Genomic DNA, 24,824 nt, shown 5'->3' on the forward strand with positions numbered 1-24,824 from the left:
TTAACCACCACGGGGCTATCCTGGGGCCGTCCTGCAGAAGGTGCCCCATGACCATCGGACTTGCCCCTGCCCGTTTCGGCCTGCCCGCCTCGGCCGTCGACGACGACCTGTCCGTGCTGCGGCTGATCCGGTCGCGCCGCGTGGGCCCCACCACGTTCCACCGCCTGATCGCCGAACATGGCAGCGCCCGCGCCGCGCTGGAGGCGCTGCCCGGGATCGCGGCCCAGTCCGGCATCGCCGACTATGCCGTCTGCCCCGAAGGCGTCGCCGCGGCCGAACTGGCCGCCGGTCGGCGGGCGGGCGCGCGCCTGATCCGCCATGACAGCGCCGATTATCCCGACAGCCTGCGCCAGATCGACGGCGCCCCCGCGATCCTTTGGGTCCGGGGCGATCCGGCCTGGCTGTCGCGCGACGTGATGGCGGTGATCGGGGCGCGCAACGCATCGTCCCTGGGGCTGCGCATGGCGCGCGGCATGGCCGCCGGGCTGGGAGAGGCCGGGTTCATCGTGGCCGCCGGGCTGGCGCGCGGCGTCGATACCGCCGCCCATGCCGCGGCCCTGCCCACCGGGACCATCGCCGTGATGGCCGGGGGCGTCGACGTCATTTATCCGGCCGAAAATGCCGATCTGGCCGCGCGGATCGCCGAATGCGGCGTGCTGGTGTCCGAACAGCCGCCCGGCACGGAACCGGCGGCGCGGCATTTCCCGACCCGCAACCGCATCGTGTCAGGCCTGTCACAGGGCGTCGTGGTGATCGAGGCCGCGCAGCGGTCCGGCACCCTGATCACCGCCCGGAACGCGCTGGACCAGGGACGAGAGGTCATGGCCGTGCCCGGACATCCGATGGATGCACGGGCGGCGGGCTGCAACGCGCTGATCCGCGACGGGGCGACGCTGGTGCGCAGCGCCGCGGACGTGGCCGACGCGCTGGCGCAGACCCGGCCCCTGCCCGCGCCCGTCGTGATGGCCGCGCCCGACCCCCTGCCGCCCCCGCCGCGTGACCAGGGCGGTCCGATCCAGCTGGAAAGCCGCATCCTGCAGCGCCTGTCCCCCTCTCCGACCGAGGAAAACGACCTGATCCGCGATCTGGGCGTGCCGGCGGCGACGGCCAGCGCGGTGATCCTGTCGCTGGAACTGCAGGGCCGCGTCACGCGGCTGGCCGGGGGGCGTCTGGCGCTGTCCTGACCCCCCGTCTTGCGGTCTTGTGCTGTCACCCCCCGTTGACACTGCCCCGCCCGGCACCCATCTTGCCGCCCCATTGCAGTTGTCCGAGGTCATCATGCCCGTCGTCGTCGTCGAATCCCCGGCCAAGGCCAAGACCATCGAGAAATACCTGGGTTCCGACTATCGGGTTCTGGCCAGCTTCGGCCATGTCCGCGACCTGCCGCCCAAGGACGGCAGTGTCGACACCGACCATGATTTCGACATGAAATGGGAGGTCGCGGCCGACAGCCGCAAGCACCTCAAGGCGATCAAGGACGCGCTGAAGGACGACCAGACGCTGATTCTGGCCACCGACCCCGACCGCGAGGGCGAGGCGATCAGCTGGCACCTGCTGGAGGCGCTGGCCCCGGCCCTGAAGAAGGGCAGCGCGGTCAGCCGCGTGACCTTCAACGCCATCACCAAGACCGCCGTGACCGAGGCGATGGCCAAGCCGCGCCAGATCGACCAGCCGCTGGTCGACGCCTATCTGGCGCGCCGCGCGCTGGATTATCTGGTGGGGTTCAAGCTGTCGCCGGTCCTGTGGCGCAAGCTGCCGGGCGCAAAGTCGGCGGGCCGCGTCCAGTCCGTCTGCCTGCGCCTGATCGTCGACCGCGAGATGGAGATCGAGGCCTTCAAGGCACGCGAATACTGGTCGGTCCATGCCCGCCTGGCGACCCCGGGCGGCGACGAATACGACGCCACGCTGGTGTCGCTGGCCGGCAAGAAGCTTGACCGGTTCGACCTGGCCGCCGCTGATCAGGCCGCGATGGCGCTGAGCGCAGTGGCAAGCCGCGACCTGAAAGTCGCGTCGGTCGCCGCCAAGCCCGCCAGCCGCAACCCCTGGCCGCCCTTCATGACCTCGACCCTGCAGCAGGAGGCGAGCCGCAAGATGGGCATGGGCGCCAAGGCCTGCATGTCGGCGGCGCAGCGCTTGTACGAGGCCGGGCTGATCACCTACATGCGGACCGACGGCATCGACATGGCCCCCGAGGCCGTGATGGCCGCCCGCGACGCGATCAAGGCCAAGTTCGGCGACAAGTACCTGCCGAAATCGCCGCGCATGTACAAGAACAAGGCCAAGAACGCGCAGGAGGCGCATGAGTGCATCCGGCCGACCGACATGATGCTGTCGCCGGACAAGCTGAAGATCACCGCGGACGATCAGCGCAAGCTGTACGACCTGATCTGGAAGCGGACCATCGCCAGCCAGATGGAGGCCGCCCGGATGGAGCGGACCACGGTCGAGATCGCCAGCCCCGACGACCAGGTCGGCCTGCGCGCCACCGGCCAGGTGATGCTGTTCGACGGCTTCCTGCGCGTCTATGACCAGGGTCGCGACGACGACGACGGAGAGGACAGCGCCCGCCTGCCCGCGATCACCGAGGGCGAGGCCGCGCGTCTGGTCGCCGACGCTTTCGACGACGAACTGGCCAAGGCCCGCGAGAAGGGCGGCGACGCGGTCGCGGCCCCCGCGGGGCTGAAGGCCGGGCCGGGCCTCTTGGTCAGCGACAAGGCCCAGGCCGCAGCGCGACAGCATTTCACCCAGCCCCCGCCGCGCTATACCGAGGCCACGCTGGTCAAGCGGATGGAGGAGCTGGGCATCGGACGCCCGTCGACCTATGCCAGCATCGTCACCACGATCCAGGACCGCGAATATGTCCGCAAGGACAAGAACCGCCTGATCGCCGAGGACAAGGGCCGGTTGGTGACGATCTTCCTGCTGAAGTATTTCCCGCGATACGTCAGCTATGACTTCACCGCCGACCTGGAGAACGAGCTGGACGAGATCAGCGCCGGCGACCGCCTGTGGCGCGAGGTTCTGAGCCGCTTCTGGAAGGACTTCTCCAAAGCACTGGAGGGCACGTCCGAGCTGCGCATCACCGAGGTGCTGGAGGCGATCGACGACGCGCTGGCGCCGCATCTCTATCCGCCGCGGGCGGATGGGGGCGATCCGCGCGAATGCCCGCTGTGCGGTCAGGGCCGCCTGAACCTCAAGACCGCGCGGTCGGGCGGGGCCTTCATCGGCTGTACCAACTATCCGGAATGCCGCTACACCCGCCCCCTGTCCGCCCCGGACGGAGAGGCGCCCATCGGCGACCGCGTGCTGGGAGAGGATGCGGGCGATCAGATCAGCCTCAAGACCGGGCGTTTCGGTCCCTATGTCCAGCGCGGCGAGGCGACCGAGGAGGCCCCCAAGCCCCCCCGCGCGTCGATCCCGAAGGGATGGGAGGTCGCGACCCTGGACCTGGACCAGGCTGTGCAGCTGCTGGCCCTGCCCCGCCCCGTCGGTCCCCACCCCGAGGACGGGGTGCTGATCGAGGCCGGGATCGGCCGCTTTGGCCCCTATGTGAAGCACGGGTCGAAATACGCCAACATCGCCGATGTCGACGAGGTCTTCACCATTGGCATGAACCGCGCGGTCGAGGTGCTGGCCGCCAAGCAGACCCGCGGCCGCGCCGCAGCGGCCGCACCGCTGCGCGAGCTGGGAGAGCATCCGGACGGCGGTCCGATCCAGATCCTGGGCGGAAAGTACGGCCCCTATGTCAAGTGGGCCAAGGTCAACGCGACCCTGCCCCGCGACGTCACCCCCGAGGATCTGACCGTCGAACAGGCGTTGGAGCTGATCGCGGCCAAGGCTGCGAAATCGCCGTCCAAGGCCAAGAAACCGGCCGCCAAGAAGGCCGCGCCCAAGGCAGCCGCCAAGAAGCCTGCCGCCAAGAAACCGGCGGCAAAGAAGCCCGCGGCCAAGAAGCCTGCCGCGAAAAAGGCCGCGGCCAAGCCCGAGGCCGAGTAGGACCGGGTGGCGGCGCTAACACGCCGCCCCCGCGATTGACACTTGCGCCAGCGCACGCAACAACTTGGGCCGATAACGGGATCAAGGACGGGAGGACCGATGAAAAAGGTCTATGCCACTGCGGGCGAGGCTCTGGACGGGCTTTTGCATGACGGGATGTTCATCGCGGCAGGGGGGTTCGGCCTGTGCGGCATCCCCGAGCTGCTGATCGACGCCCTGGTCGAATCCGAGGTCAAGGATCTGACCATCGCCAGCAACAATTGCGGCGTGGACGGGTTCGGCCTGGGCAAGCTGCTGGACACACGTCAGATCAAGAAGATGATCAGCAGCTATGTCGGCGAGAACGCCGAATTCATGCGTCAGTACCTGTCCGGAGAGCTTGAGTTGGAGTTCAACCCGCAGGGCACCCTGGCCGAACGCATGCGTGCGGGCGGCGCCGGCATCCCGGGCTTCTATACCAAGACCGGCGTCGGCACCGTCATCGCCGAGGGCAAGGAGGTCAAGAATTTCGACGGCCAGGACTACATCCTGGAACGCGGGATCGTGGCCGACCTGTCCATCGTCAAGGCCTGGAAGGCCGACGACACCGGCAACCTGGTGTTCCGCAAGACCGCGCGCAACTTCAACCCGCCCGCCGCGATGTGCGGCCGCGTCTGCGTCGCCGAGGTCGAGGAGATCGTCCCGCGCGGCAGCTTGGACCCCGACCTGATCCACCTGCCCGGCATCTATGTCCACCGGATCATCCAGGGGTCGCACGAAAAGCGCATCGAACAGCGCACCACCCGCAAGAAGGAGGCCGTGTGATGACCGAGGCAGCAAAAGGCTGGGACCGCAACCAGATGGCCGCCCGCGCGGCCGAGGAGCTGGAAGACGGCTGGTACGTCAACCTGGGGATCGGCATCCCGACCCTGGTCGCGAACTATGTCGGCGACAAGGACATCACGCTCCAGTCCGAGAACGGCATGCTGGGCATGGGCCCCTTCCCGTTCGAGGGCGACGAGGATCCCGACCTGATCAACGCCGGCAAGCAGACCATCACCGAACTGTCGCGCACCAGCTATTTCGACAGCGCCACCAGCTTTGGCATGATCCGCGGCGGCAAGATCGCCGCGGCGATCCTGGGCGCGATGGAGGTCTCGGAGGAGGGCGATCTGGCCAACTGGATGATCCCCGGCAAGCTGGTCAAGGGCATGGGCGGCGCGATGGACCTGGTCGCGGGCGTGGGCCGCGTGATCGTGGTCATGGACCACACCAACAAGGCGGGCGAGTCCAAGGTGCTGAAATCGTGCACCCTGCCGCTGACCGGCAAGGCCGTGGTCGACCGGATCATCACCAACATGGGCGTCCTGGACGTGGTGCCCGGCGGGCTGCGCATCGTCCAGCTGGCCGACGGCATCACCGAGGACGAGATCCGCGCCGCGACCCAGGCCACGCTGGTCTGACCCATTCGCACCGACCACCGACCGGGGGGCATTCGCCCCCCGTTCTCATGCCCAGGAAAGACGCCATGGACCCCGCCGCGATAGAGACCCTGTTCACCCGCCCCGACGGCAGCTTCCTGTGCGCGCGGTGGGGCCGCCCGGTGGCGCCCGTGGTGTTCGGTCTGGCCGATGACAGCCTGGACATCTTTCGCGGCGCGATCCGTGCGGGCTTTGCGCATGCGCGCCACCCGGTGGTCGACACCGACCCCGAAACCGGCGCGAACCTGATGCTGTTCTTCGTGCGGGACTGGTCCGAACTGGCCGGGGTGCCCGATCTGGACCGGCTGACGGGTCTTCCCGGCCTGCCGGACCGTCTGGCGGGCCAGAGCGCCGACCAGTACCGGCTGTTCCGCTTTGACGAGGCGGGCGGCATCCGCGCCTGCCTGACCTTCGTCAGGATGGGGGGCGCGCTGGCCGACGCGCATCCAGCGGCCCTTGCGGAACGCATCACGATGCAATCCGCGCTGACCTTTTCCACCGAGGTGACGCCATCCGTCGCGCTGGCGGCGCTGATCCGGGTCGCCTATGACCCGGTGCTGCCGGTGGCCGCGACACAGCCGGCCCATGCGCTCCGGCTGTCGGCGCGGATGGCCGCCTAGGGGGTCAGCCCCTCGGGGTCGGGCAGGCCGTGGCTGCGCGCGGTCGCGGTCAGCGTATTGGCCAACAGGCAGGCGATGGTCATCGGCCCCACGCCCCCGGGAACCGGGGTGATCGCACCGGCCACCTGCACTGCCGCGGCAAAGTCGACATCGCCCACCAGCCCGTCATCGGTCCGGTTGATGCCCACGTCGATGACGGTGGCGCCCGGCTTGATCCAGTCGCCCTGCACGAAATGCGGCCGCCCGACGGCAGCGACCAGAATGTCGGCCTGACGGCACAGCGCGGCCAGATCGGTCGTGCGCGAATGCGCCACCGTCACGGTCGCACTGTCGCGCAGCAGCAGCTGCGCCATGGGCTTGCCCACGATATTGCTGCGCCCGATGACCACCGCATTGCGGCCGGACAGCGACCCCAGATGGTCGCGCAGCAGCATCAGGCAGCCAAGCGGCGTGCAGGGCACCATCGCCTTCTGCCCGGTGGCCAGGCGCCCGACGTTCAGGATGTGGAACCCATCCACGTCCTTTTCGGGCAGGATGGCATTGATGACCGCCGCCTCGTCCATGCCCTTTGGAAGGGGCAGCTGGACCAGGATGCCGTTCACGGCCGGATCGGCGTTCAGCTTGGCGATCAGCGCCATCAGCGTGGCCTGATCCGTCGACGCCGGCAGCCGGTGTTCGAACGAGGTCATGCCGACCTCTCGCGTCATGCGCCCCTTGGACCGGACATAAACCTGGCTGGCCGGATCCTCGCCCACCAGGACGACGGCCAGGCCGGGCACGATGCCCTGCCCTGCAAGATCGGCGACCTGCGTGGCAATCCGGGCGCGCAGGCGGGCGGCAAAGGCCTTGCCGTCAAGGGTCTGGGCGGTCATGGGCGGTCCTTGTTCAGCTGGCGTTCTTCCTGGGCGATGGCGGCCTCGATCAGCTGCCGCCAAAGGCGATCGTACAGCTGGGGGTCCAGGCCGTGACCCTCGGCGTGGCGGCGGACATTCGCCACGACCTCCTCGACGCGGGCATCGATGCGCGCGGGCATGCCGTTGCCGGCCTTGATCTGCGCGGCGCGGTCGATCAGCGCATGGCGTCGCGCCAGCAACGCCATCAGCTGTTCGTCCAGCTGGTCGATCTGAGCCCGCAGCGCGGGCATGTCGGGGATGTCACAGGTCCGGGTCATGGTGTCCGTCCCATGCACCGTCGCGCGCAAAATCGCAAGGCCCAGCCTAGCCCTGCGGGCTCTGCTGCAGCTGACGTCGCAGGCGTCGTAGCTGTTCGCGCAGTGCCTGGGCGGTCCGGTCATCCAGCCCGGTATTGCCGGTCACGCAGGCGATGACGCGTTCGGACTGGCTTTGCAGGTCGGCGCCCTGCGGGGACAGCGACACGATCACCCGGCGTTCGTCGCGCGAATCCCGCTGTCGGGTGACCAGGTTCGCCGCCTCCAGCCGCTTGATCAGCGGGGTCAGGGTGCTGCTGTCCAGCCCGAGGCTGTCGCCGATGCCGCCGACGGACTGATGATCATTGGCCCACAACGCCATCATCACCAGAAACTGCGGATAGGTCAGCCCAAGCGGGTCCAGCAACGGCTTGTAGATCCGCCCAAAGGCAAGATTGACGGCATAGACGTCAAAGCACAGCATCTGATCGAAAGGCGACAGGCTGGACAAGGCGGGATCATCGCTCATGCACATGGTGTAATTGCACAAAGCGCAGTCCGCAACTGTTGCAATTTCGAAGGGTTAATTTATATAGCGTGCTATCTATTATCGAAGAAAGGAAATGCGATGCCGGAAAAGATCCTCTATCGGACCGCCGCGACGGCCACCGGGGGCGGCCGTGACGGCAAAACCGCCTTAAATGACGGCACTTCGGCCATCGACCTGGTCGTTCCGAAGGAGTTGGGCGGTCCCGGCGGCGACGGGCTCAACCCGGAAAAGCTGTTCGCGCTCGGCTATGCCGCCTGCTTCATGGGCGCGATGCGCCATTACGCTGCGTCGCAAAAGGTCAAGGTGCCGGATGATGCGGCGGTCAATGTCAGCGTCGGCATCGGCCCCCGCAGCGATCCGGGCTTCGGACTGGACGTCCAGATCGCCGTGTCCCTGCCCGGCCTGGACCCCGCCGTGGCGCAGGACCTGATCGAGGGCGGTCACAAGGTCTGTCCCTATTCGCATGCCACGGCCGGCACGCTGACCATCACGCCGACTCTGGTGTGATCCAAGAAAAAACCCCGGTCCATCGGACCGGGGTTTTGTCGTCTCAGGCAGGGGCGGGGTCGCCACCCGGCGCGGGCTTTGTCCGCGGGATGGCCGTGACCGAGGGGATCACGCTGGCCGGGGTGTCGTCGTCATCCCCGCCGATCGCATCACCGCGCAGGATGCGGGCGATTTCCTCTCCGGTCAGGGTCTCGTATTCCAGCAGGCCCTTGGCCATGCGCTCGAACTCGACCTCCTTCTCCAGCAGGATGCGGCGGGCTTCCTGATAGCCCTCCTCGATTAGGTCGCGAACCTCCTGCTCGATCAGTTCCTTGGTCGAGGCCGACACCGAGAAGCCGCCGGTGCTGCCGTTGTAGCCCTCATGCGCTTCGGCATAGTCGACTGCGCCGACCTTGTCCGACATGCCCCACCGCATCACCATCGCGCGGGCCAACGCGCTGGCCTGCTGGATGTCGCCGGCGGGGCCGTTCGAGACGCCCTCCTCGCCGTACTTGATGATCTCGGCAGCCTTGCCGGCCATGGTCATGGCGATCTTCTGCTTGGCCTCGTCCTTGTGGAAGTTCAGGCGGTCCATCTCGGGCAGGCTGACGACCATGCCCAAGGCGCCGCCGCGCGGGATGATCGTGGCCTTGTAGACCGGATCGCATTTCGGCAGCGACAGGCCGACAACGGCGTGGCCTGCCTCGTGATAGGCGGTCTTTTCCTTCTGCTCGGGCGTCAGGACCAGACTGCGACGCTCTACACCCAGCATCACCTTGTCCTTGGCATTCTCGAAATCAGCCATGCTGACGAACCGACGACCGATCCGCGCCGCACCAAGGGCAGCCTCGTTCACCAGGTTCATCAGGTCCGCGCCCGAAAAGCCGGGCGTACCGCGCGCGATCAGGCGCAGGTCGACATCCGGTCCGACCGGGACCTTGCGCGCATGGACCGACAGGATCCGCTCGCGGCCCTTAATGTCGGGGTTCGGCACGTGGATCGTGCGGTCGAACCGGCCCGGACGCAGCAGCGCGGGGTCCAGGACGTCCTTGCGGTTGGTTGCAGCGATGATGATGATGCCTTCGTTCGCCTCGAAGCCGTCCATCTCGACCAGCAGCTGGTTCAGTGTCTGTTCGCGCTCATCGTTGCCACCGCCGATGCCCACGCCACGGGCGCGACCCACGGCGTCGATCTCGTCGATGAACAGGATGCAGGGGGCCGATTTCTTGGCCTGCTCGAACATGTCGCGCACGCGGCTGGCACCGACGCCCACGAACATCTCGACGAAGTCCGATCCCGAGATGGTGAAGAACGGCACGCCCGCCTCGCCCGCGATGGCCCGCGCCAGCAGCGTCTTGCCGGTGCCCGGAGGGCCCACCAGCAGCGCGCCCTTGGGGATCTTGCCGCCAAGGCGGCTGAACTTCTGCGGGTTGCGCAGGAACTCGACGATCTCCTCAAGCTCCTCCTTGGCTTCGTCGATGCCTGCGACGTCGTCAAAGGTCACGCGACCGTGCTTTTCGGTCAGCAGCTTGGCCTTGGACTTGCCAAAGCCCATTGCGCCGCCCTTGCCGCCGCCCTGCATGCGATTCATGAAGAAGATCCACACCCCGATCAGCAGGATGAACGGCAGCCAGACGCCCAGCATCGACATGAAGCCGCTGCTTTGCTGCTTGACTACGCGCACGTCCACGCCCTGCTGGATCAGCCGGTCGCTGATATCCTCGCCCATCGGGCGCACGGTCGCGTACTGTTCGCCGTTGGTGCCGGTGATGGCCACGTCCTCTCCGTCGATCGTGACGGCGCTGACCTGGTCGTTCTGCACCCGTTCGATGAAGTCGGAATAGCTGATCTGGCGGCTGTTCATGGTGCCCGACCCGTCGCTGAACAGATTGAACAGCGCGAGGATCATCAGGAACAGAACCACCCAGAAGGCGAAGTTGCGAGCATTGCCCAATACGGGTCCTCCGACGGAATGCGGTTTGACTTGAAAATAGGGATTATCGCGACAGGTTCAATGCGCCTTCACCAACCTGCGGAAATCTGCCGCGCCCCGGACTGGAATCAGGGTGATTCCGGGGTGGTCGCGCAGCAGCGGCGCGGCGATCAGCCGTCCGTCCTGCCAGATGCCGGGGCTGGCCGCAGCCTCGTCGCGCAGCAGGCCCGAATCGCGCCACGCCAGGCGGGCCAGCGGCTCGGTCCCCAAGGCCGCGATCGTCTGGCCGGGGGCAAGGCCGCGCACCCGCCAGCGGCGGTCCCAGACCTGGTCCGGCGTTGGGCCGGTGCGCAGCGCGGCCGCGGCCTCACGCGTGACCCGCAGCCCCCCGCCCGTCGGAGAGATCATCGCCCCGTCCAGCGTCACCCGTCCCTGCGCCAGCATCGCCTCCAGCGCATGGACCAGCGTCGCGCGGCGCGGCGGATAGTCGGCGCCCGTCACCCACCGGCAGGCGGCGACCAGAATGCGGCGGCGGATCTCTGGCGGCGCGTCGCGCAGGGGGCCGCGCGACAGGATCAGGCTGCCGCGGTCGACCTTGGCATCGGCGCTCAGCAGGGCCGCGTAATCGGCCAGCGCGTCGCGCGCGTCGGCGATATGGGCGGCGGATCGGGCCAGGCCCGACACCTCCAGCCCCAGGGCCGCGATGGCCTGGCGCGCCCGGATGCGGTCATAGTCGGCATTGTCGTTCGTCGGATCGTCGATCCAGGTGATGTCGCGCGCCGTCAGCCAGTCGCGCAGCTCGGCCCGCCCGGTGCCCAGCATCGGCCGCAGCCAGCGCATGTCGAACGCGTCGCGCCATTCCGCCATCGCCGACAGCCCGTCCACGCCGGACCCGCGCGCCAGGCGCATCAGCAGCGTCTCGGCCAGATCGTCGGCCGTGTGGCCAAGCGCCACCGCCGGCAGGTCGTTGCGCCGCGCCCAGCCCGACAGCAGCCGCAGCCGCGCATCGCGGGCCTGCGCCATCAGGTTGCCGACCTGCGTGTCGCGCCGCCACAGCAGCACCGCATGCGACAGGCCCAAGGCACTCGCGGCGCGGGCGACCTCGTCGGCCTCGGCCGCGCTGCCCTCGCGCAGGCCGTGATCGACGGTGGCGACCATGACGCGCCGCCCCTGCGCCCATTCGGCGACCACCTGCATCAGGGCGATGGAATCACCGCCCCCCGACACCGCCAGTCCAAGCGCCGGCAGGTCCCCCGCCAGCCGGTCCAGGACAGACCTGATGCGGGCGCCGGGGTCGCGGATCACGGGTATTCGGCCAGATCGGCCGCCGCTTCGGGGTCCATCGACGGATCGAGCAGCGGGTCCAGAACGCCCAGGTCGCTGACGCCGCAGCCAAGGCGGGTCACGTGGCCCTCGGCCTCGACGGCCTGCGGGCTGCCGGGAAATCGGGCAGGAATCTCTGCCAGGTACAGGCAGGCGGCGGTCGCGTCACCCTGCGCCTCGATCACGCGAGCGATGCCCAGCAGGCTCTCGCCCGCCCGTGCGCCGTCCGGATCGGCGGCGAACCCCTCCAGCCAAGCGGCTGCAGCATCGCGCGGCTGGCCGGCCAGATCCAGCGCCTGACCGCGCAGGAACAGCGCCTCGGCGGTCAGGGGACCGCCGGCATGGGTTTCTGCAACATCGGCGAACATCTGCGCCGCACGGGCGTGATCGCCGGCGTCCATCGCGGCGCGGGCCGCGTCGAAATCGGTCTGCTCGGCCGCGGTCGAGGCCGGCTGCCCCGCCCCGCCATCCGCCGGGGCCGAGGGCGCCAGCTGCGGGCTGAGCCCCGCCTGCGCCTGCGGCACGGTCAGCGCCGACAGATCGCAGCCGGGTTCGGCCTCGCACAGGCGGAATTCCAGGTCGGACAGGCGCCGTTCGCTGTCGCCCGCGATCCGGTTGATGCGATTCTGCAGCTGTTCAGCCTGGTTCGTCAGGCGCATCAGCTGCGCCTCCATCGCGTTCATGCGGTCGATGGCGCTGGCCCCGCCCGCCGCCTGGAACCCGGCGGCGCCCGACGCGACCAGTTCGCCCCGCAATCCCTGCAGCTGACTGCGCAGCTGCGTGACCTGCTGACGCATGTCGGCCAGCGTCGCGGCGTCGGGGGCGGCCTGAACAGGTGCCCCAAGCGTCAGGGCCAGGATCAGCGCGGGGATCAGCCGCATCACATGCCTGCCCCGACGACGCCCCCGGCAGGGGCGGCGCTTGCCACGGGGGCCATCGCCACAGCGGGGGGTGCGGCTTCGGTCACGACGGTGACGGCACGGCGGTTCTGGGCATAGCAGCCCTCGTCCGAACAGGTCGCTGCGGGACGCTCCTTGCCGAAGGACAGCGTGCGGATGCGGCCCGGTGCCACGCCCTGCGCGACCAGGTATTCCTGCACCGCGCTGGCCCGCCGCGCGCCAAGCGCAAGGTTGTATTCGCGGGTGCCCGTCTCCTCGGCATGGCCCTGGACCACGGCGGTAAAGGCGGTGTGGCGCGTCAACCAGGCGGCCTGCGCCGCCAGGATGGACCGCGCCTCGGGGGTCAGGGTCGTCTGGTCGGCGGGAAACAGGACCGTGTCACCGACCGTGCCGCGGAAATACTGGGCCGTCGCCTCGGCGCCCAGGACGCCGCCGGCCAGATCGCCCTGGAACACCGCGCCCCCGCCCGTGCTGGCATAGGGGTCGACCACGGGCGGCGCCACCGTCGGCGCGGGCTGGGCACAGGCCGCCAGCCCCAGAAGGGCGGCCAGCAGGACAGGCTTGGTCGCGGCGTTCATCATCTCATCCTCATGGCAACAGGGGACCCCAGGACGGGTCCGAGGCGGCAAAGTCAAGATTCATCGGTCGCATGTTGCGCCCGGTGATGTCCACCGAATGCAGACGCGGCTGGCCGTTTCCGCCGGGGGTGGCGCGCGTGAACATCACCACCCGACCGTTCGGGGCCCAGGTCGGGCCTTCGTCCAGGAAGCTTTCGGTCAGCATGCGCTCGGACGATCCGTCGGTGCGCATGGTGCCGATGTGAAAGCGTTCGCCGATCTGCTTGGTGAACGCGATCAGGTCCCCCTTGGGCGACCAGGTGGGCGTGCCGTAACGCCCGTCGCCAAAGCTGATGCGCGACGGCTCGGCCCCGTCCAGCCCCATGATGTACAGCTGCGGCGCGCCGGACCGGTCGCTTTCGAACACGATGCGCTGCCCGTCCGGGCTGAACCCCGGAGAGGTGTCGATGGCCGGCGAATTGGTCAGCGCGCGTTGGGCGCCGGTGGCCACGTCCATCAGCCAGATGTCGGTATTGCCGCCCTGTTCGCGCGAATAGGCGACCCACCGCCCGTCCGGGCTGAAGGTCGGCGCAAAAGCCATCGTGCTGGCATCGCGAGTCAGCGGCCGGGCGCTGACGGTCGCCACGTCCATCAGCTGGATCTGGGGAAAGCCGCTGTCATAGCTGGTGAACAGCAGGCGGCGCCCGTCGGGCGAGAATTTCGGCGCCAGCACCAGGGACGAGCTGTCGGTCATCCACAGGATGTTCGCGCCGTCGTAATCCATCACGCCGATCCGCTTGATCCGCGCGCTTTTGGGGCCGGTTTCCTGGACGAAGGCCACGCGGCTGTCGAAATAGGGCTTTTCGCCGGTCAACCGGGCATAGATCTGGTCGGCGATCTTGTGGGCCGCGCGGCGCCAGTCGGCGGCGCGGGCGTCGAACTGCATCCCGTCGCCCTGCGGCTGGCCCGACACGACGTCGAACAGCCGAAAGCCCACGCTGATGTTGTCGCCCATCTGCCGCACCTCGGCCGAGACCAGCGCCTGCGCGTTCACCGCCCGCCAGTCGTCATAGCTGACGGCCTCGGTAAAGCTGGCGGGGCGGGCGACATGCGTCTCGACGGGGATCTCGCTGAACAGGCCGGTGCCGGTCAGGTCGTCCGCCACGACCTGACGGATGCGGGCCGCGATCTCGGCATCGCCGTGAAAGGCCGGAATGGCGATCGACATCGGCTCTATCACGCCGTCGGTGATCTCGATGCGAAGGGGGGTGTCCTGCGCCAACACGGGCCCTGCCGGCAGCAACGCTGCGGCCAGCAGGAAGGCAGGGGCAAGGATCAATCTGCGGAACATGGCGTCATCACTACCTTTTTTCGGCGAACAGCGGAAGGTGGCCCCGCCGGTCAGTCATTGGAACGCGACGCCGTCGGGGCGGAAGTCCACCACGACATCGCGCCAGCGTCCGTATTTCGATGCGGGCAGATCGAACCCGGCGCGTCCGCACATCAGGATGGCGCGGCGCGCGACCTCGAACCCCTGCTGGGCTGCGGATTCGCTGCCGCCCTGATAGCCGGCGATGCGCATGCTGTTCTGGTCGGGCACCCCGTCCGGCGACAGCGTGAACCCGACAGAGACGGTCATCTGCGACGCCTCGACCGACAGCGCGCCCAGGTTCCAGCAGTCCTGGATCGCAAAGCGCAGCCCGTCGCGTTCCGACAGCGTCAGCGGGTCGCCCAAAGGCAGGCCCTGGGCCGCATCGGGCAGGGGCGTCGCCTGGATCGGGCTGGGGGTCAGCTGCATCATATCGGCCGGCGGGCCCGAGGGGTCGTTCGCCGGATCCGCCGCGGCCCCGGTCCCCGCCATGGCCCCCGCCAGCGCGGCGGCCAGCGGGTCCAGCCCGGCCGAGGCGCCGCTGCCGCCCTCGATGGTCTGCGACGGGCTGCCGGCCGTGTCGGAGCCAGAGGCGGCGTCCTGCCCCCCTGCCCCGCCCTGCGCATCGCGCAGCGCGTCCTCCAGCGCCTGCCGATCCGCCGCCTCGCGCGCGGCCTGTTCGGCAGCGGCCTGACGCTCGGCCTCGGCTTGGCGCTCTGCCTCTGCGGCGGCTTCGGCGGCGGCACGGCGCTCTTCCTCGGCCTCTGCGGCAGCGCGGCGTTCCGCCTCCGCGGCGGCCTGGCGCTCTGCTTCTTCGGCCTGGCGTGCGGCTTCGGCGCGACGTTCTTCCTCGGCCGCTGCAGCGGCGCGGCGCTCCTCCTCCGCCTCTGCGGCAGCACGGCGCTCCGCCTCCTCAGCGGCCAGGCGCTCGGCCTCCGCGGCCTGACGTGCGGCTTCGGCGCGGCGCTCCTCCTCGGCCGCGGCCTCTGCGGCGGCACGACGCGCCTCTTCCGCTTCGGCCGCGGCGCGGCGTTCGGCCTCTGCGGCGGCGGCGTCGGCTGCCTGCCGTTCCTCCTCCGCAGCCTGGCGCGCGGCTTCCGCGCGGCGCTCTTCCGCGGCCTCTGCCGCTGCGCGCCGTTCCTGCTCCGCCTCTGCCGCGGCCTGACGTTCGGCTTCCGCGGCAGCGTCCGCCGCGGCCTGGCGCTCGCGTTCGGCGGCGGCTTGGCGGTCTGCCTCGGCGGCAGCCTGGCGTTCCGCCTCGGCTGCGGCTTCGGCGGCCGCATCGGCTGTGGCCTGACGCGCGGCGGCGGCAGCCGCGTCCGCGGCCGCCTGACGCGCAGCCTCGGCCGCAGCCGCCTCTGCCACGCGGCGGTTGAAGGATTCGACCAGGTCGGCCGGCCGGTCCTCGGGGCGGCGCGAGGCGTCAAGCGCCAGCGCCGATCGCGGGGCGACCGGAACGGCCGCGGCGTCGGGCGTCGGCAGCGCCGGGCGGTTAGGCTGGGCCTCTGCCACGGGGGCCGGGGGGGTGTCCGGGACCTGCGGGGCGGTCTCGGCGCCGTCGGTCTGGTTCGGGCGCGGCGCGGGCAGATCGGTCGCGACCTCGACCGGGGCGGCGGGCGCGAAATCGCTGAGGTCGGGCACGGATTCGGCCGTATCGGGCTGTTCCAGCGCCGCGGCCTGCCCCGATTGCGGGGGGATCGCATCGACGGGCCGCGCCGCACCGTCCTCGGCCGGGTCGACGGGGTCGGGCAAGGTGGCCACCGCGGTCGAATCGGCACCCACCGGCCCCGCCCCGCGGGCGGCGGCGGCCATCGCCTCGAACTCGGCGCCGCTGATGGTCGAGACCTGGGTCGTGCGCACCATCGGGCTGGGCTGCGGACGAAACAGCGCCCCGCCCAGGATCGCCCACAGGATCAGAGAGCCGTGCGCGACCCCCGAGACCCAGTAACCGATGCGCCCTTCGCGTTCGTCCATGGTTCAGCCGTCCATCCGCGGTCCGCCGGTCTCGGTGACCAGCACGATGTCGGTGATGCCCGCCGCGTTCAACGCGCCCATGATCTGGACCACGCGGGCATAGGGGATGGTGCCGTCGGCACGCAGGAACACCCGGCCCGACTGCCGTTCCGCCAGGATCGTGCGCAGCGTCGTCACGACCTGCTCGTCCGCCACCGGCTGGTCCATGATCGTCAGCGACCCCTCGACCGGGATCGACACCATCAACGGCTCCTCGTCCTCGTTGGGGACGGCGTTGGCGGCGGTTTCGGGCAGGTTCAGCGGAACGCCCGCCGTCATCAGCGGCGCCGCGACCATGAAGATGATCAGCAGCACCAGCATCACGTCCACGAAGGGCGTGACGTTGATCTCGGACATCGGCAGGTTGCGCCGACGGCCCTTGCTGCGGACGCGCTTGACGACCCCGGATGCCATGTCAGGCCTCGTCCATCTGACGCGACAGAAGCGTCGAGAACTCGTCCGAGAACGCCTCCCATCCGCCGGTGATGCGTTCCGCATCGCCCGACAGCTTGTTGTAGAAGACGACGGCCGGGATGGCTGCGACCAGGCCCAGAGCGGTCGCCAGCAGGGCCTCGGCGATGCCCGGCGCCACGACGGCCAGACTGGTATCCTGGGTCAGGGCGATGCCCTCGAATGCGGACTTGATGCCCCACACGGTGCCGAACAGGCCGATGAAGGGCGCGGTCGACCCCACGGTCGCCAGGAAGGACAGGCCGCGGAACAGGCGCTGTTCCTCGCGCTGGATGGCCACGTTCATGGCCCGATCGATGCGCCCGATGCCGCCCGCGATCAGCCGCCCGTCATCGCGGTGGCTGCGGCGCCATTCGGTCATGCCCGCGGAAAAGATCCGTTCCGACGGCCCCTTGGGACGGTCGCCAAGCCGGTCATAAAGATCGTCCAAGGGCTCTCCGGACCAGAAGGCGCGGTCAAAGCGGGCGGCCTCCTTGCGCGCCTGCGCAAAGGTCAGGAACTTCTGCACGATGATCGCCCACGACCAGAACGAGGCCGCGATCAGCATGATCATCACCACCTGCACCGTCAGCGAGGATCGCCAGAACAAAGCCACGGCCGAAAAGTCGATGGCCTCGGCGGCCTGAATGGGTTCCATGGTCTATTGCCTCATCATCAGGGGCCGCAACTGCCCCCTGGCAGCCCGGCGTTGCGGCCTGTTACCCTGTAATTGCCACGGGTTTCAGCCCCCGCGGCAACACAATGGCGTCAATTTTCATCAACCTGCGTCCGTGTTGCCGCATCCGCGCGGCAGAGGCCACGGGTTCAGCCCTCCGGCAGCGCCCGCGACAGGGCGGCGGGCAGGCGCACGGGGCGTCCCCGCCCGTCCAGGCTGACGATCGTCACCCGCGCCGAAAACAGCACCTCATCGCCGCGCAGCACCTGCTGGTCGACCACGATCCGCGCGGCCGTGGCGTGCGACAGGTCGGTGACCACGGTCAGCAGGTCGTCGAAGCGCGCGGGGCGCAGATAGTCGGCCTCGATATGGCGGACGGCGAAGACATGGCCCGACGTCTCCTTCATGCGCATCTGGTCGATGCCGGTGGCGCGCATCCATTCGGACCGCCCCCGCTCGATGTATTTCAGATAGTTTGCATAATAGACGATCCCGGCCAGGTCGGTGTCTTCGTAATAGACGCGCAATGTCAGGTGATGGCTCATGGGGGCCAAAATACGCGCGATCGGTCCCGTCCGCAATCAGACGTCGAACAGCGTCGCCTGACCGGTGGGGACCGGCATGTCCAGGCCCAGATGGCGCCAGGCCCCCTGGGTCAGCATGCGCCCGCGTGGGGTGCGCGCGACCAGGCCCTGCTGCAGCAGATAGGGCTCGATCACCTCCTCGATGGCGTCGCGGCTCTCGGACAGGGCGGCGGACAGCGTCTCGACCCCCACGGGTCCGCCCGCGTAATGCTGCGCCATCTGCGTCAGGTACCGCCGGTCGGCCCCGTCCAGGCCCAGATCGTCCACCCCCAGCCGGTTCAACGCGATATCGGCAATCTCGCGCGTCAGGCGGCCGTTCCCCTCCACCAGCGCGAAATCGACCACGCGGCGCAGCAGCCGGCCCGCGATGCGGGGCGTGCCGCGGGCGCGGCGCGCGATCTCCATCGTGCCTTCGGGATCGGCGCTGATCCCCATCAGCCGCGCGCCGCGCTGCACGATCAGGTCCAGTTCCGCGATCTCATAGAACTGCAGCCGGGTCGGAATGCCGAACCGGTCGCGCAGCGGCGTGGTCAGCAGACCAAGCCGCGTGGTCGCCCCCACCAGCGTGAAGGGCTGCAGCTCGATCCGAACGGTGCGCGCGGCCGGGCCCTCGCCGATCACAAGATCCAGCTCGAAATCCTCCATCGCGGGATACAGGATCTCCTCGACCGCAGGGTTCATGCGGTGGATCTCGTCGATGAACAGGACGTCGCGCGCCTCGAGGTTGGTCAGGATCGCGGCCAGATCCCCCGCCCGCGCGATGACCGGCCCGGATGTCATGCGGAAGTTCACCCCCAGTTCGCGCGACATGATCTGCGCCAGCGTGGTCTTGCCCAGTCCCGGGGGGCCGAAGAACAGCGTGTGGTCCATCGCCTTGCCGCGCATCTTGGCGCTTTCGATGAACACCTTCAGGTTCGCGCGCGCCTCGGCCTGGCCCACGAATTCGGACAGGTTCTGCGGGCGCAGCGCGCGATCCTCGACATCGCTGTCCAGCTTTTCGGGGCGCAGGTCGGGGTCCGGTGCGCTCATCCGCGGCCCCAGGGCGTGCGCGGCGCGGCGCCGGTGCGGGGGATGCGGCTTGGTCCGGCGGCGGGGGCAGAGTCACGCGGAGCCGTGCCATCCATCGCCATCAGCCGGGCGATCCGCTCCTCGGTCGGGGGGTGGGTGGTGAACAGCCGGTCGGCCCGCATCGCGTGTAGCGGGTTGATGATGAACATCGCCGCCGCGGCGGGGTTCTTCTCGGCCGGCAGGTTCACGCTGCGCCCCGCCGCCTGCGCGATCCGGCTCAGGGCCGAGGCCAGCGCCCGCGGCTTGCCGCTGATCTGCGCGCCGGTCGCATCCGCCTCGTATTCCCGCGCACGAGAGATCGCCATCTGCACCATCATCGCGGCCATCGGCGCCAGGATCATCGCCAGGATGCCGCCGATCACGCCGCCCCGCCCCTCGCGGTTTCCCGCGAACAGCATCATGTTCCCCATCATCGCGATGGCGCCGGCCATGGTCGCGGTGACGGTCATGGTCAGCGTGTCGCGGTGCCGGATATGGGCCAGCTCATGGGCGATCACGCCCTCGATCTCGTCGGCGGACAGGTGGTTCAGCAGCCCCTGCGTTACCGCCACGGCAGAGTTCTGCGGATTGCGCCCGGTGGCAAAGGCATTGGGCTGCTGGGTCGGCAGCAGGTACAGCTTGGGCATGGGCATCTGCGCGCGCTCGGCCAGCCGCGCGGTCATCGCGTGCAGTTCGGCCCCCTGCTGGGGCGACAACTCGACCGCCCCCTGCTGGCGCAGGACCATCTTGTCGCTGTTCCAGTAGCTGAAGAAGTTCATGCCCCCCGCGATCACCAGCGCCATCACCGCACCGCCCGATCCGCCCAGCATCCAGCCCAAGGCCATGACCAGCGCGGTCAGCGCCGCCATCAGCATGAAGACCTTGACGTTTCCTGCCATGTTCAGACCTCCGGTTCAGTCCTTGGGCGCCAGCAGACGCAGCGCCGCGCGGATCAACGCGGGCATGGCCGCCGCCGGTTCCCGCGCCTGCGCCTCGGCCACGGCGGATGCCGCCTCGGACGGACCATAGCCCAGATTGGTCAGCGCCGACAGCGCATCCGCCATCGCCTGACCCTGATGCGCGCCGGTCGCGGGGGCGGGGGCATCGGCGCGACCGCGCGCGGATGCCGCGGAGGGGCCGGGCTCGATGCCCGGTTCCTCCGCATGACCGCCCGCGGCAACGTCCCCCGCATCGATTGTCAGCGCGCCGCCCAGGGCCATGACCGACGGCGCCTTGTCCTTCAGTTCCAGCACGATCCGCTGCGCCAGCTTGGGACCGACCCCGTTCGCCTTGCGAACCGACGCCCAGTCCCCCAGCGCGATCGCCCGGCCCAGCCCCTCGGGGCCCAGCGTGCTCAGGATCGCCAGCGACACCTTGGCACCGACCCCTTGGACCGACGTCAGCAGCCGGTGCCACTCCTTGTCCAGCATGGTCGGAAATCCGAACAGCTGCAAAAGATCCTCGCGCACCACCAGCTCGGTATACAGCGCCGCCGCCTGCCCCACCGGCGGCAGCCCCGCCGCCGTCCGCTCGCTGACATGCACGATGTATCCCACGCCCCGCACGTCGATCAGCACGTGATCGCGCGCCCGGTGCAGGATGACCCCCGCGATCCGCCCGATCATGCCGCGCCCCGCTTGGGCGTGGCGACCCGCAGCGACCGTCCCTGCAGATGACGGGCGTGACAGATGGCGATGGCTAGCGCATCCGCCGCGTCCGCGCTGTCGAAGACAGCCCCGGGCAACTGGATGCGCACCATGTGCTGGACCTGCTCCTTGCCCGCGTGACCCACGCCCACGACGGTCTTCTTGACGGCGTTGGGCGCGTATTCCCCGACCGATATCCCGGCCTCGGCTGGCGCCAGCAGGGCCACGCCCCGCGCCTGCCCCAGCTTCAGCGTCCCGGTCGCGTCCTTGTTGACGAAGGTCTGCTCGACCGCGGCCTCGTCGGGGGCATGGGTCGCGATGACCGCGCATAGACCCCGGAACAGAACCGACAGCCGCGCGCCCAGATCCTGCGCGCCGTCCGAATGGATGGTGCCGTTGGCGATGTGCCGGATGCGCGATCCGTCCACCTCGATCATCCCCCAGCCCATGTTCCGCAAACCGGGATCGATACCCAAGACCTTCATGCTGCCCTCTTTTTTCCGATTGCTAGCACGAAGCGCGAACATCTGGCTAGGGGCATGCCACGTCGGGCCATGGGTATTCGAACGACGAAGACGCCCGGCTCACTCCTCGACCACGTCCAGCACGCCGGGCACCGCGCGCAGCGCCTGGCGCGCGGGGGTGGTCAGGGGGGCGTCGTTGGCGACCTCGATCTCGATGATCTCGTCGCCCTCGCGGATGCGTAGGCGGATCGGGCCGCGCGACCGGGGCGGCACGATGATGTCGGTGCGGATGCGGGTCAGCACCTCGACCAGGCGCGGGATCGTGTCGGCGCCCTGCATCTCGACCGCAAGGCAGCCTGCACCCGCGTCGGCCACGGCGTCCTCCAGCGCGGTGACCGAATTGGCCAGCATCTTAACCTGATCGCCCGACGGCTCGACCTTGACCTGCAGCACGACGCTGGCGCCCGGTTCCAGCTTGTCGCGGCTGGCGGTCAGCAGGTCCGAGAACACCGTGACCTCATACAGCCCCGTGGGGTCCGACAGGCTGACGAAGGCATAGGCGGTGCCCTTGGCGGACTTGCGCTCCATCCGCGCGGCGATCGTGCCCGCGATCTGGGCGACCAGCGGGCCGTTCAGTGCGTCCTGGCTGATCTCGGCCAAGGTCATCACCTTCTTGCGGCGCAGGGCCGGCAGATAGTCGTCCAGCGGATGCCCGGACAGGTAGAATCCGACGGCCTTGTGCTCCTCTCCCAGCTTCTCGGTCGGCAGCCAGATGCCCGACAGGGGGGCACGCGGCGGCGGCAGATCCTCTCCGCCCCCGAACAGCGACGTCTGGCTGGAGGCGGCCTGGCTCTGGACCGCCGCCGACCAGGCGACCAACCCGTCCAGCGACTTCATCACCCGGGCGCGGTTGTCGTCCAGCCCATCGAAGGCGCCGGCGCGGGCCAGCATCTCCAGCGGGCGCTTGCCCACCCGCTTCATGTCGGTGCGCCGTGCCAGGTCGTGGATGTCGCGGAACGGCTGGTCCCCGCGCGCATCATGGATCAGCCGCATCGCCTCCAGGCCCACGCCCTTCAGCGCGCCCAGGGCATAGTGGATGCGCCCCGGCCCCACGGTGAAGGTCGGCGCCGAGCGGTTGACGCAGGGCGGCACGATCTCGATCCCCATCCGATCGCATTCACGTTTGTAGACGGCCAGCTTGTCGGTGAGGTGGATGTCGCAGTTCATCACCGCGGCCATGAATTCGACCGGGTGGTTCGCCTTCAGCCACGCGGTCTGATAGCTGACCACGGCATAGGCGGCCGCGTGCGACTTGTTGAAGCCGTAGTTGGCGAACTTTTCCAGCAGGTCGAAGACCTCTCCGGCCTTCTTGTCGGGCACGCCGTTGGCGACCGCGCCCTTGACGAACTTGGGCCGCTCCTTGGCCATCTCGGCCGCGATCTTCTTGCCCATCGCCCGGCGCAGCAGGTCGGCGCCGCCCAGCGAATAGCCCGCCATGACCTGGGCGATCTGCATCACCTGTTCCTGATAGACGATGATGCCCTGGGTTTCGGCCAGGATGTCGTCGATGGTCGGGTGGATCGATTCCAGGTCGCGCAGGCCGTTCTTGACCTCGCAATAGGTCGGGATGTTCTCCATCGGGCCGGGACGGTACAGCGCCACCAGCGCCACGATGTCCTCGATGCAGGTGGGTTTCATGCGGCGCAGCGCGTCCATCATGCCGCTGGATTCCACCTGGAACACCGCGACCGTGCGCGCGCTGGCGAACAGGTCATAGCTGGCCTTGTCGTCCAGCGGGATCAGGTTGATCTGGTTTTCCGTCCCCGGCGCGGGGTCGTACAACTGCCGCCCGTCGGCGGCGATGTGCAGCGGACGGCCCTGACCGTTGATCAGGTCGACCGCATTCTGGATCACCGTCAGCGTCTTGAGGCCCAGGAAGTCGAACTTGACCAGGCCGGCCTGCTCCACCCATTTCATGTTGAACTGGGTCGCCGGCATGTCGGATGCCGGATCGCGGTACAGCGGCACCAGCTGGTCCAGTGGCCGGTCCCCGATCACCACCCCCGCCGCGTGGGTGGAGGCGTTGCGATAAAGCCCCTCCAGCTGTTCGGCGTAATCCAGAAGGCGGGCCACCACCTCCTCGCGCGCGGCCTCGCGCAGGCGCGGCTCGTCGGCGCGGGCCTTGGCGATGCTGACGGGTTTCACGCCCTCGACCGGGATCATCTTGGACAGGCGGTCCACCTGGCCGAAGGGCAGCTGCAGCACGCGGCCCACGTCGCGCACCGCAGCCTTGGACAGAAGCGCGCCGAAGGTGATGATCTGGCCCACCTTGTCGGCCCCGTACTTGCCCTGCACGTAACGGATCACCTCCTCGCGGCGGTCCATGCAGAAGTCGATGTCGAAATCCGGCATGCTGACCCGTTCGGGGTTCAGGAACCGCTCGAACAGCAGGTTGTAGCGCAGCGGGTCCAGGTCGGTGATGGTCAGCGCATAGGCGACCAGCGACCCGGCGCCCGACCCGCGGCCGGGACCGACCGGGATGCCCTGCTCCTTGGCCCAGTAGATGAAATCGGCCACGATCAGGAAGTAGCCGGGAAAACCCATCTGCTCGATGATGCCCAGTTCGAAATCCAGGCGCGCGGTGTATTCCTCGACCGTGACCGCGTGGGGAATGACCTTCAGCCGCTCGGCCAGGCCGGCATGGGCCTGGCGACGCAGTTCGGTCACCTCGTCATCGGCGAACCTGGGCAGGATCGGCGCGTGCTTGGACACCGCAAAGGCGCAGCGGCGGGCGATCTCGACGGTGTTCTCGATCGCCTCGGGCAGGTCGGCGAACAGGACCGCCATCTCTTCGGCGGACTTGAAGTAATGCTGGGGCGTCAGGCGGCGACGGGGTTGGGACTGGTCGACATAGGCTTTCTCGGCGATGCAGATCAGCGCGTCATGCGCCTCGTACATGGTGGTCTTGGGAAAATAGACATCGTTCGTCGCCACCAGCGGCAGACCCTTGGCATAGGCCAGATCGACCAGACCGCCCTCGGACGCGGCCTCGGCGGCCATCAGCTGGCCGTTCTCGCCGGGATGGCGCTGCAGTTCGACATAGAGCCGGTCGCCGAAGGACGCCGCCAGCCGGTCGGCCAGCGCCTCGGCCTTGGGCATCTGGCCCTGCGCGATCAGCAGGCCCAAGGGACCCGTCGCGCCCCCGGTCAGGCAGATCAGCCCTTCGGCCTTGGCGCACAGCTCGTCGACCGTCACATGCGGCAGCGCCCCGCCCTCGCGCAGATAGAGGCAGGTGGACAGCGCCATCAGGTTCATCCACCCCGCCTGGTTCTGCGCCAGGAGGACGACCGGCCCGGTGGCCTCGGCCATCAGGGTCACCTGACAACCGATAATGGGCTGGATGCCCTTGTCGCGGGCCTTCACGCTGAATTCCAGCGCGGCGAACATGTTGTTCGTGTCGGTCAGCGCGACCGCCGGCATGCCTGCCTCGAAGGCAAGGCTTGGCAATTTGCCTACTGGAATGGCACCTTCCAGCAAAGAATGCTCGGAATGTGTGCGAAGATGGATGAATCGGGGGGATTTTGCGGCCATGATCGGGACAGTA

At 69.0% G+C, this 24,824-nt stretch carries 23 protein-coding genes; 6 read left to right on the forward strand and 17 right to left on the reverse strand.

The genetic code is table 11. The features are described 5' to 3' along the window. Nucleotides 1–47 precede the first annotated feature (47 nt). The 5 genes from dprA to PRL19_RS01785 all read left to right on the forward strand — a co-directional run bounded on the left by dprA (nt 48) and on the right by PRL19_RS01785 (nt 6,076). Nucleotides 48–1,184: a DNA-processing protein DprA gene (gene dprA, locus PRL19_RS01765; protein ID WP_273743690.1), complete on the forward strand. Its 1,137-nt coding sequence runs from the start codon at nt 48–50 to the stop codon at nt 1,182–1,184. Nucleotides 1,185–1,278: 94 nt separating this feature from the next. Beyond that, nucleotides 1,279–3,996, forward strand: coding sequence for a type I DNA topoisomerase (topA, locus tag PRL19_RS01770; protein WP_273743691.1), 2,718 nt, complete (start codon nt 1,279–1,281; stop codon nt 3,994–3,996). A 99-nt stretch (nt 3,997–4,095) separates the two neighbouring features. Continuing rightward, nucleotides 4,096–4,800, forward strand: coding sequence for a CoA transferase subunit A (locus tag PRL19_RS01775; protein ID WP_273743692.1), 705 nt, complete (start codon nt 4,096–4,098; stop codon nt 4,798–4,800). Continuing rightward, a complete protein-coding gene (locus PRL19_RS01780) occupies nt 4,800–5,438 on the forward strand; it encodes a 3-oxoacid CoA-transferase subunit B (RefSeq protein ID WP_046001381.1) in 639 nt (212 codons plus the stop codon). Before PRL19_RS01775 ends, PRL19_RS01780 begins: the two co-directional genes overlap by 1 nt. A gap of 65 nt (nt 5,439–5,503) precedes the next feature. Beyond that, nucleotides 5,504–6,076 carry a hypothetical protein gene (locus tag PRL19_RS01785; RefSeq protein ID WP_273743693.1) on the forward strand — a complete coding sequence of 191 codons (573 nt, stop codon included), beginning with the start codon at nt 5,504–5,506 and terminating at the stop codon, nt 6,074–6,076. Here the strand turns inward: PRL19_RS01785 and folD are convergent. Genes folD through PRL19_RS01800 form a run of 3 tightly spaced genes read right to left on the reverse strand, consistent with a single transcriptional unit; the run spans nt 6,073 to nt 7,752 of the window. After that, nucleotides 6,073–6,948, reverse strand: coding sequence for a bifunctional methylenetetrahydrofolate dehydrogenase/methenyltetrahydrofolate cyclohydrolase FolD (folD, locus tag PRL19_RS01790; protein ID WP_273743694.1), 876 nt, complete (start codon nt 6,946–6,948; stop codon nt 6,073–6,075). The two genes, PRL19_RS01785 and folD, sit on opposite strands and share 4 nt — an antisense overlap. Beyond that, on the reverse strand, nt 6,945–7,247 hold the full coding sequence (locus tag PRL19_RS01795) for a chorismate mutase (RefSeq protein WP_045982896.1): 303 nt from the start codon (nt 7,245–7,247) through the stop codon (nt 6,945–6,947). Before PRL19_RS01795 ends, folD begins: the two co-directional genes overlap by 4 nt. A gap of 46 nt (nt 7,248–7,293) precedes the next feature. Beyond that, nucleotides 7,294–7,752 (reverse strand): MarR family winged helix-turn-helix transcriptional regulator, encoded by a 459-nt coding sequence (locus tag PRL19_RS01800; RefSeq protein ID WP_273743695.1) that lies wholly within the window; start codon nt 7,750–7,752, stop codon nt 7,294–7,296. 99 nt (nt 7,753–7,851) lie between these two features. Between PRL19_RS01800 and PRL19_RS01805 the strand changes: the two genes are divergently transcribed. Next, nucleotides 7,852–8,280, forward strand: a complete 429-nt coding sequence (locus PRL19_RS01805; protein ID WP_127899102.1) for an organic hydroperoxide resistance protein — start codon at nt 7,852–7,854, stop codon at nt 8,278–8,280. A 43-nt stretch (nt 8,281–8,323) separates the two neighbouring features. On the opposite strand, the gene ftsH is transcribed toward PRL19_RS01805, so the two are convergent. The 14 genes from ftsH to dnaE form a co-directional block, all read right to left on the reverse strand. Further along, complete coding sequence (gene ftsH, locus PRL19_RS01810; protein ID WP_045982844.1) at nt 8,324–10,213, reverse strand: ATP-dependent zinc metalloprotease FtsH; 1,890 nt, start codon at nt 10,211–10,213, stop codon at nt 8,324–8,326. A gap of 57 nt (nt 10,214–10,270) precedes the next feature. Further along, the gene (gene tilS, locus PRL19_RS01815) at nt 10,271–11,497 is read right to left on the reverse strand and encodes a tRNA lysidine(34) synthetase TilS (RefSeq protein WP_273743696.1); all 1,227 of its coding nucleotides are present in this window, start codon (nt 11,495–11,497) and stop codon (nt 10,271–10,273) included. Next, nucleotides 11,494–12,396, reverse strand: a complete 903-nt coding sequence (locus PRL19_RS01820) for a tetratricopeptide repeat protein (protein ID WP_045982843.1) — start codon at nt 12,394–12,396, stop codon at nt 11,494–11,496. The genes tilS and PRL19_RS01820 overlap by 4 nt, the downstream gene beginning before the upstream one ends. Next, nucleotides 12,396–12,995, reverse strand: a complete 600-nt coding sequence (pal, locus tag PRL19_RS01825) for a peptidoglycan-associated lipoprotein Pal (protein WP_337960266.1) — start codon at nt 12,993–12,995, stop codon at nt 12,396–12,398. The genes PRL19_RS01820 and pal overlap by 1 nt, the downstream gene beginning before the upstream one ends. A gap of 7 nt (nt 12,996–13,002) precedes the next feature. Further along, the gene (gene tolB, locus PRL19_RS01830) at nt 13,003–14,322 is read right to left on the reverse strand and encodes a Tol-Pal system beta propeller repeat protein TolB (RefSeq protein WP_273743697.1); all 1,320 of its coding nucleotides are present in this window, start codon (nt 14,320–14,322) and stop codon (nt 13,003–13,005) included. A gap of 54 nt (nt 14,323–14,376) precedes the next feature. Next, entirely contained in the window at nt 14,377–16,314 is a 1,938-nt protein-coding gene (locus PRL19_RS01835) for a hypothetical protein (protein ID WP_273743698.1), read from the reverse strand. 3 nt (nt 16,315–16,317) lie between these two features. Then, complete coding sequence (locus tag PRL19_RS01840) at nt 16,318–16,767, reverse strand: ExbD/TolR family protein (RefSeq protein ID WP_046001374.1); 450 nt, start codon at nt 16,765–16,767, stop codon at nt 16,318–16,320. Between the two features lies 1 nt (nt 16,768). Further along, nucleotides 16,769–17,461 carry a protein TolQ gene (tolQ, locus tag PRL19_RS01845; RefSeq protein WP_045981459.1) on the reverse strand — a complete coding sequence of 231 codons (693 nt, stop codon included), beginning with the start codon at nt 17,459–17,461 and terminating at the stop codon, nt 16,769–16,771. A gap of 167 nt (nt 17,462–17,628) precedes the next feature. Then, on the reverse strand, nt 17,629–18,024 hold the full coding sequence (gene ybgC / locus PRL19_RS01850) for a tol-pal system-associated acyl-CoA thioesterase (RefSeq protein WP_127899105.1): 396 nt from the start codon (nt 18,022–18,024) through the stop codon (nt 17,629–17,631). A 36-nt stretch (nt 18,025–18,060) separates the two neighbouring features. Further along, complete coding sequence (gene ruvB / locus PRL19_RS01855) at nt 18,061–19,092, reverse strand: Holliday junction branch migration DNA helicase RuvB (RefSeq protein ID WP_273743699.1); 1,032 nt, start codon at nt 19,090–19,092, stop codon at nt 18,061–18,063. After that, nucleotides 19,089–20,009 (reverse strand): zinc metalloprotease HtpX, encoded by a 921-nt coding sequence (gene htpX / locus PRL19_RS01860; protein WP_273743700.1) that lies wholly within the window; start codon nt 20,007–20,009, stop codon nt 19,089–19,091. The genes ruvB and htpX overlap by 4 nt, the downstream gene beginning before the upstream one ends. A 15-nt stretch (nt 20,010–20,024) precedes the next feature. Beyond that, nucleotides 20,025–20,735, reverse strand: a complete 711-nt coding sequence (gene ruvA, locus PRL19_RS01865; RefSeq protein ID WP_045981455.1) for a Holliday junction branch migration protein RuvA — start codon at nt 20,733–20,735, stop codon at nt 20,025–20,027. Further along, nucleotides 20,732–21,241 carry a crossover junction endodeoxyribonuclease RuvC gene (gene ruvC, locus PRL19_RS01870; protein WP_045981454.1) on the reverse strand — a complete coding sequence of 170 codons (510 nt, stop codon included), beginning with the start codon at nt 21,239–21,241 and terminating at the stop codon, nt 20,732–20,734. Before ruvC ends, ruvA begins: the two co-directional genes overlap by 4 nt. A 99-nt stretch (nt 21,242–21,340) precedes the next feature. Beyond that, nucleotides 21,341–24,811, reverse strand: coding sequence for a DNA polymerase III subunit alpha (gene dnaE, locus PRL19_RS01875; protein WP_273743701.1), 3,471 nt, complete (start codon nt 24,809–24,811; stop codon nt 21,341–21,343). Nucleotides 24,812–24,824: the final 13 nt, after the last annotated feature.

It is taken from the genome of Paracoccus marcusii (assembly GCF_028621715.1).
GTDB lineage: Bacteria > Pseudomonadota > Alphaproteobacteria > Rhodobacterales > Rhodobacteraceae > Paracoccus > Paracoccus marcusii.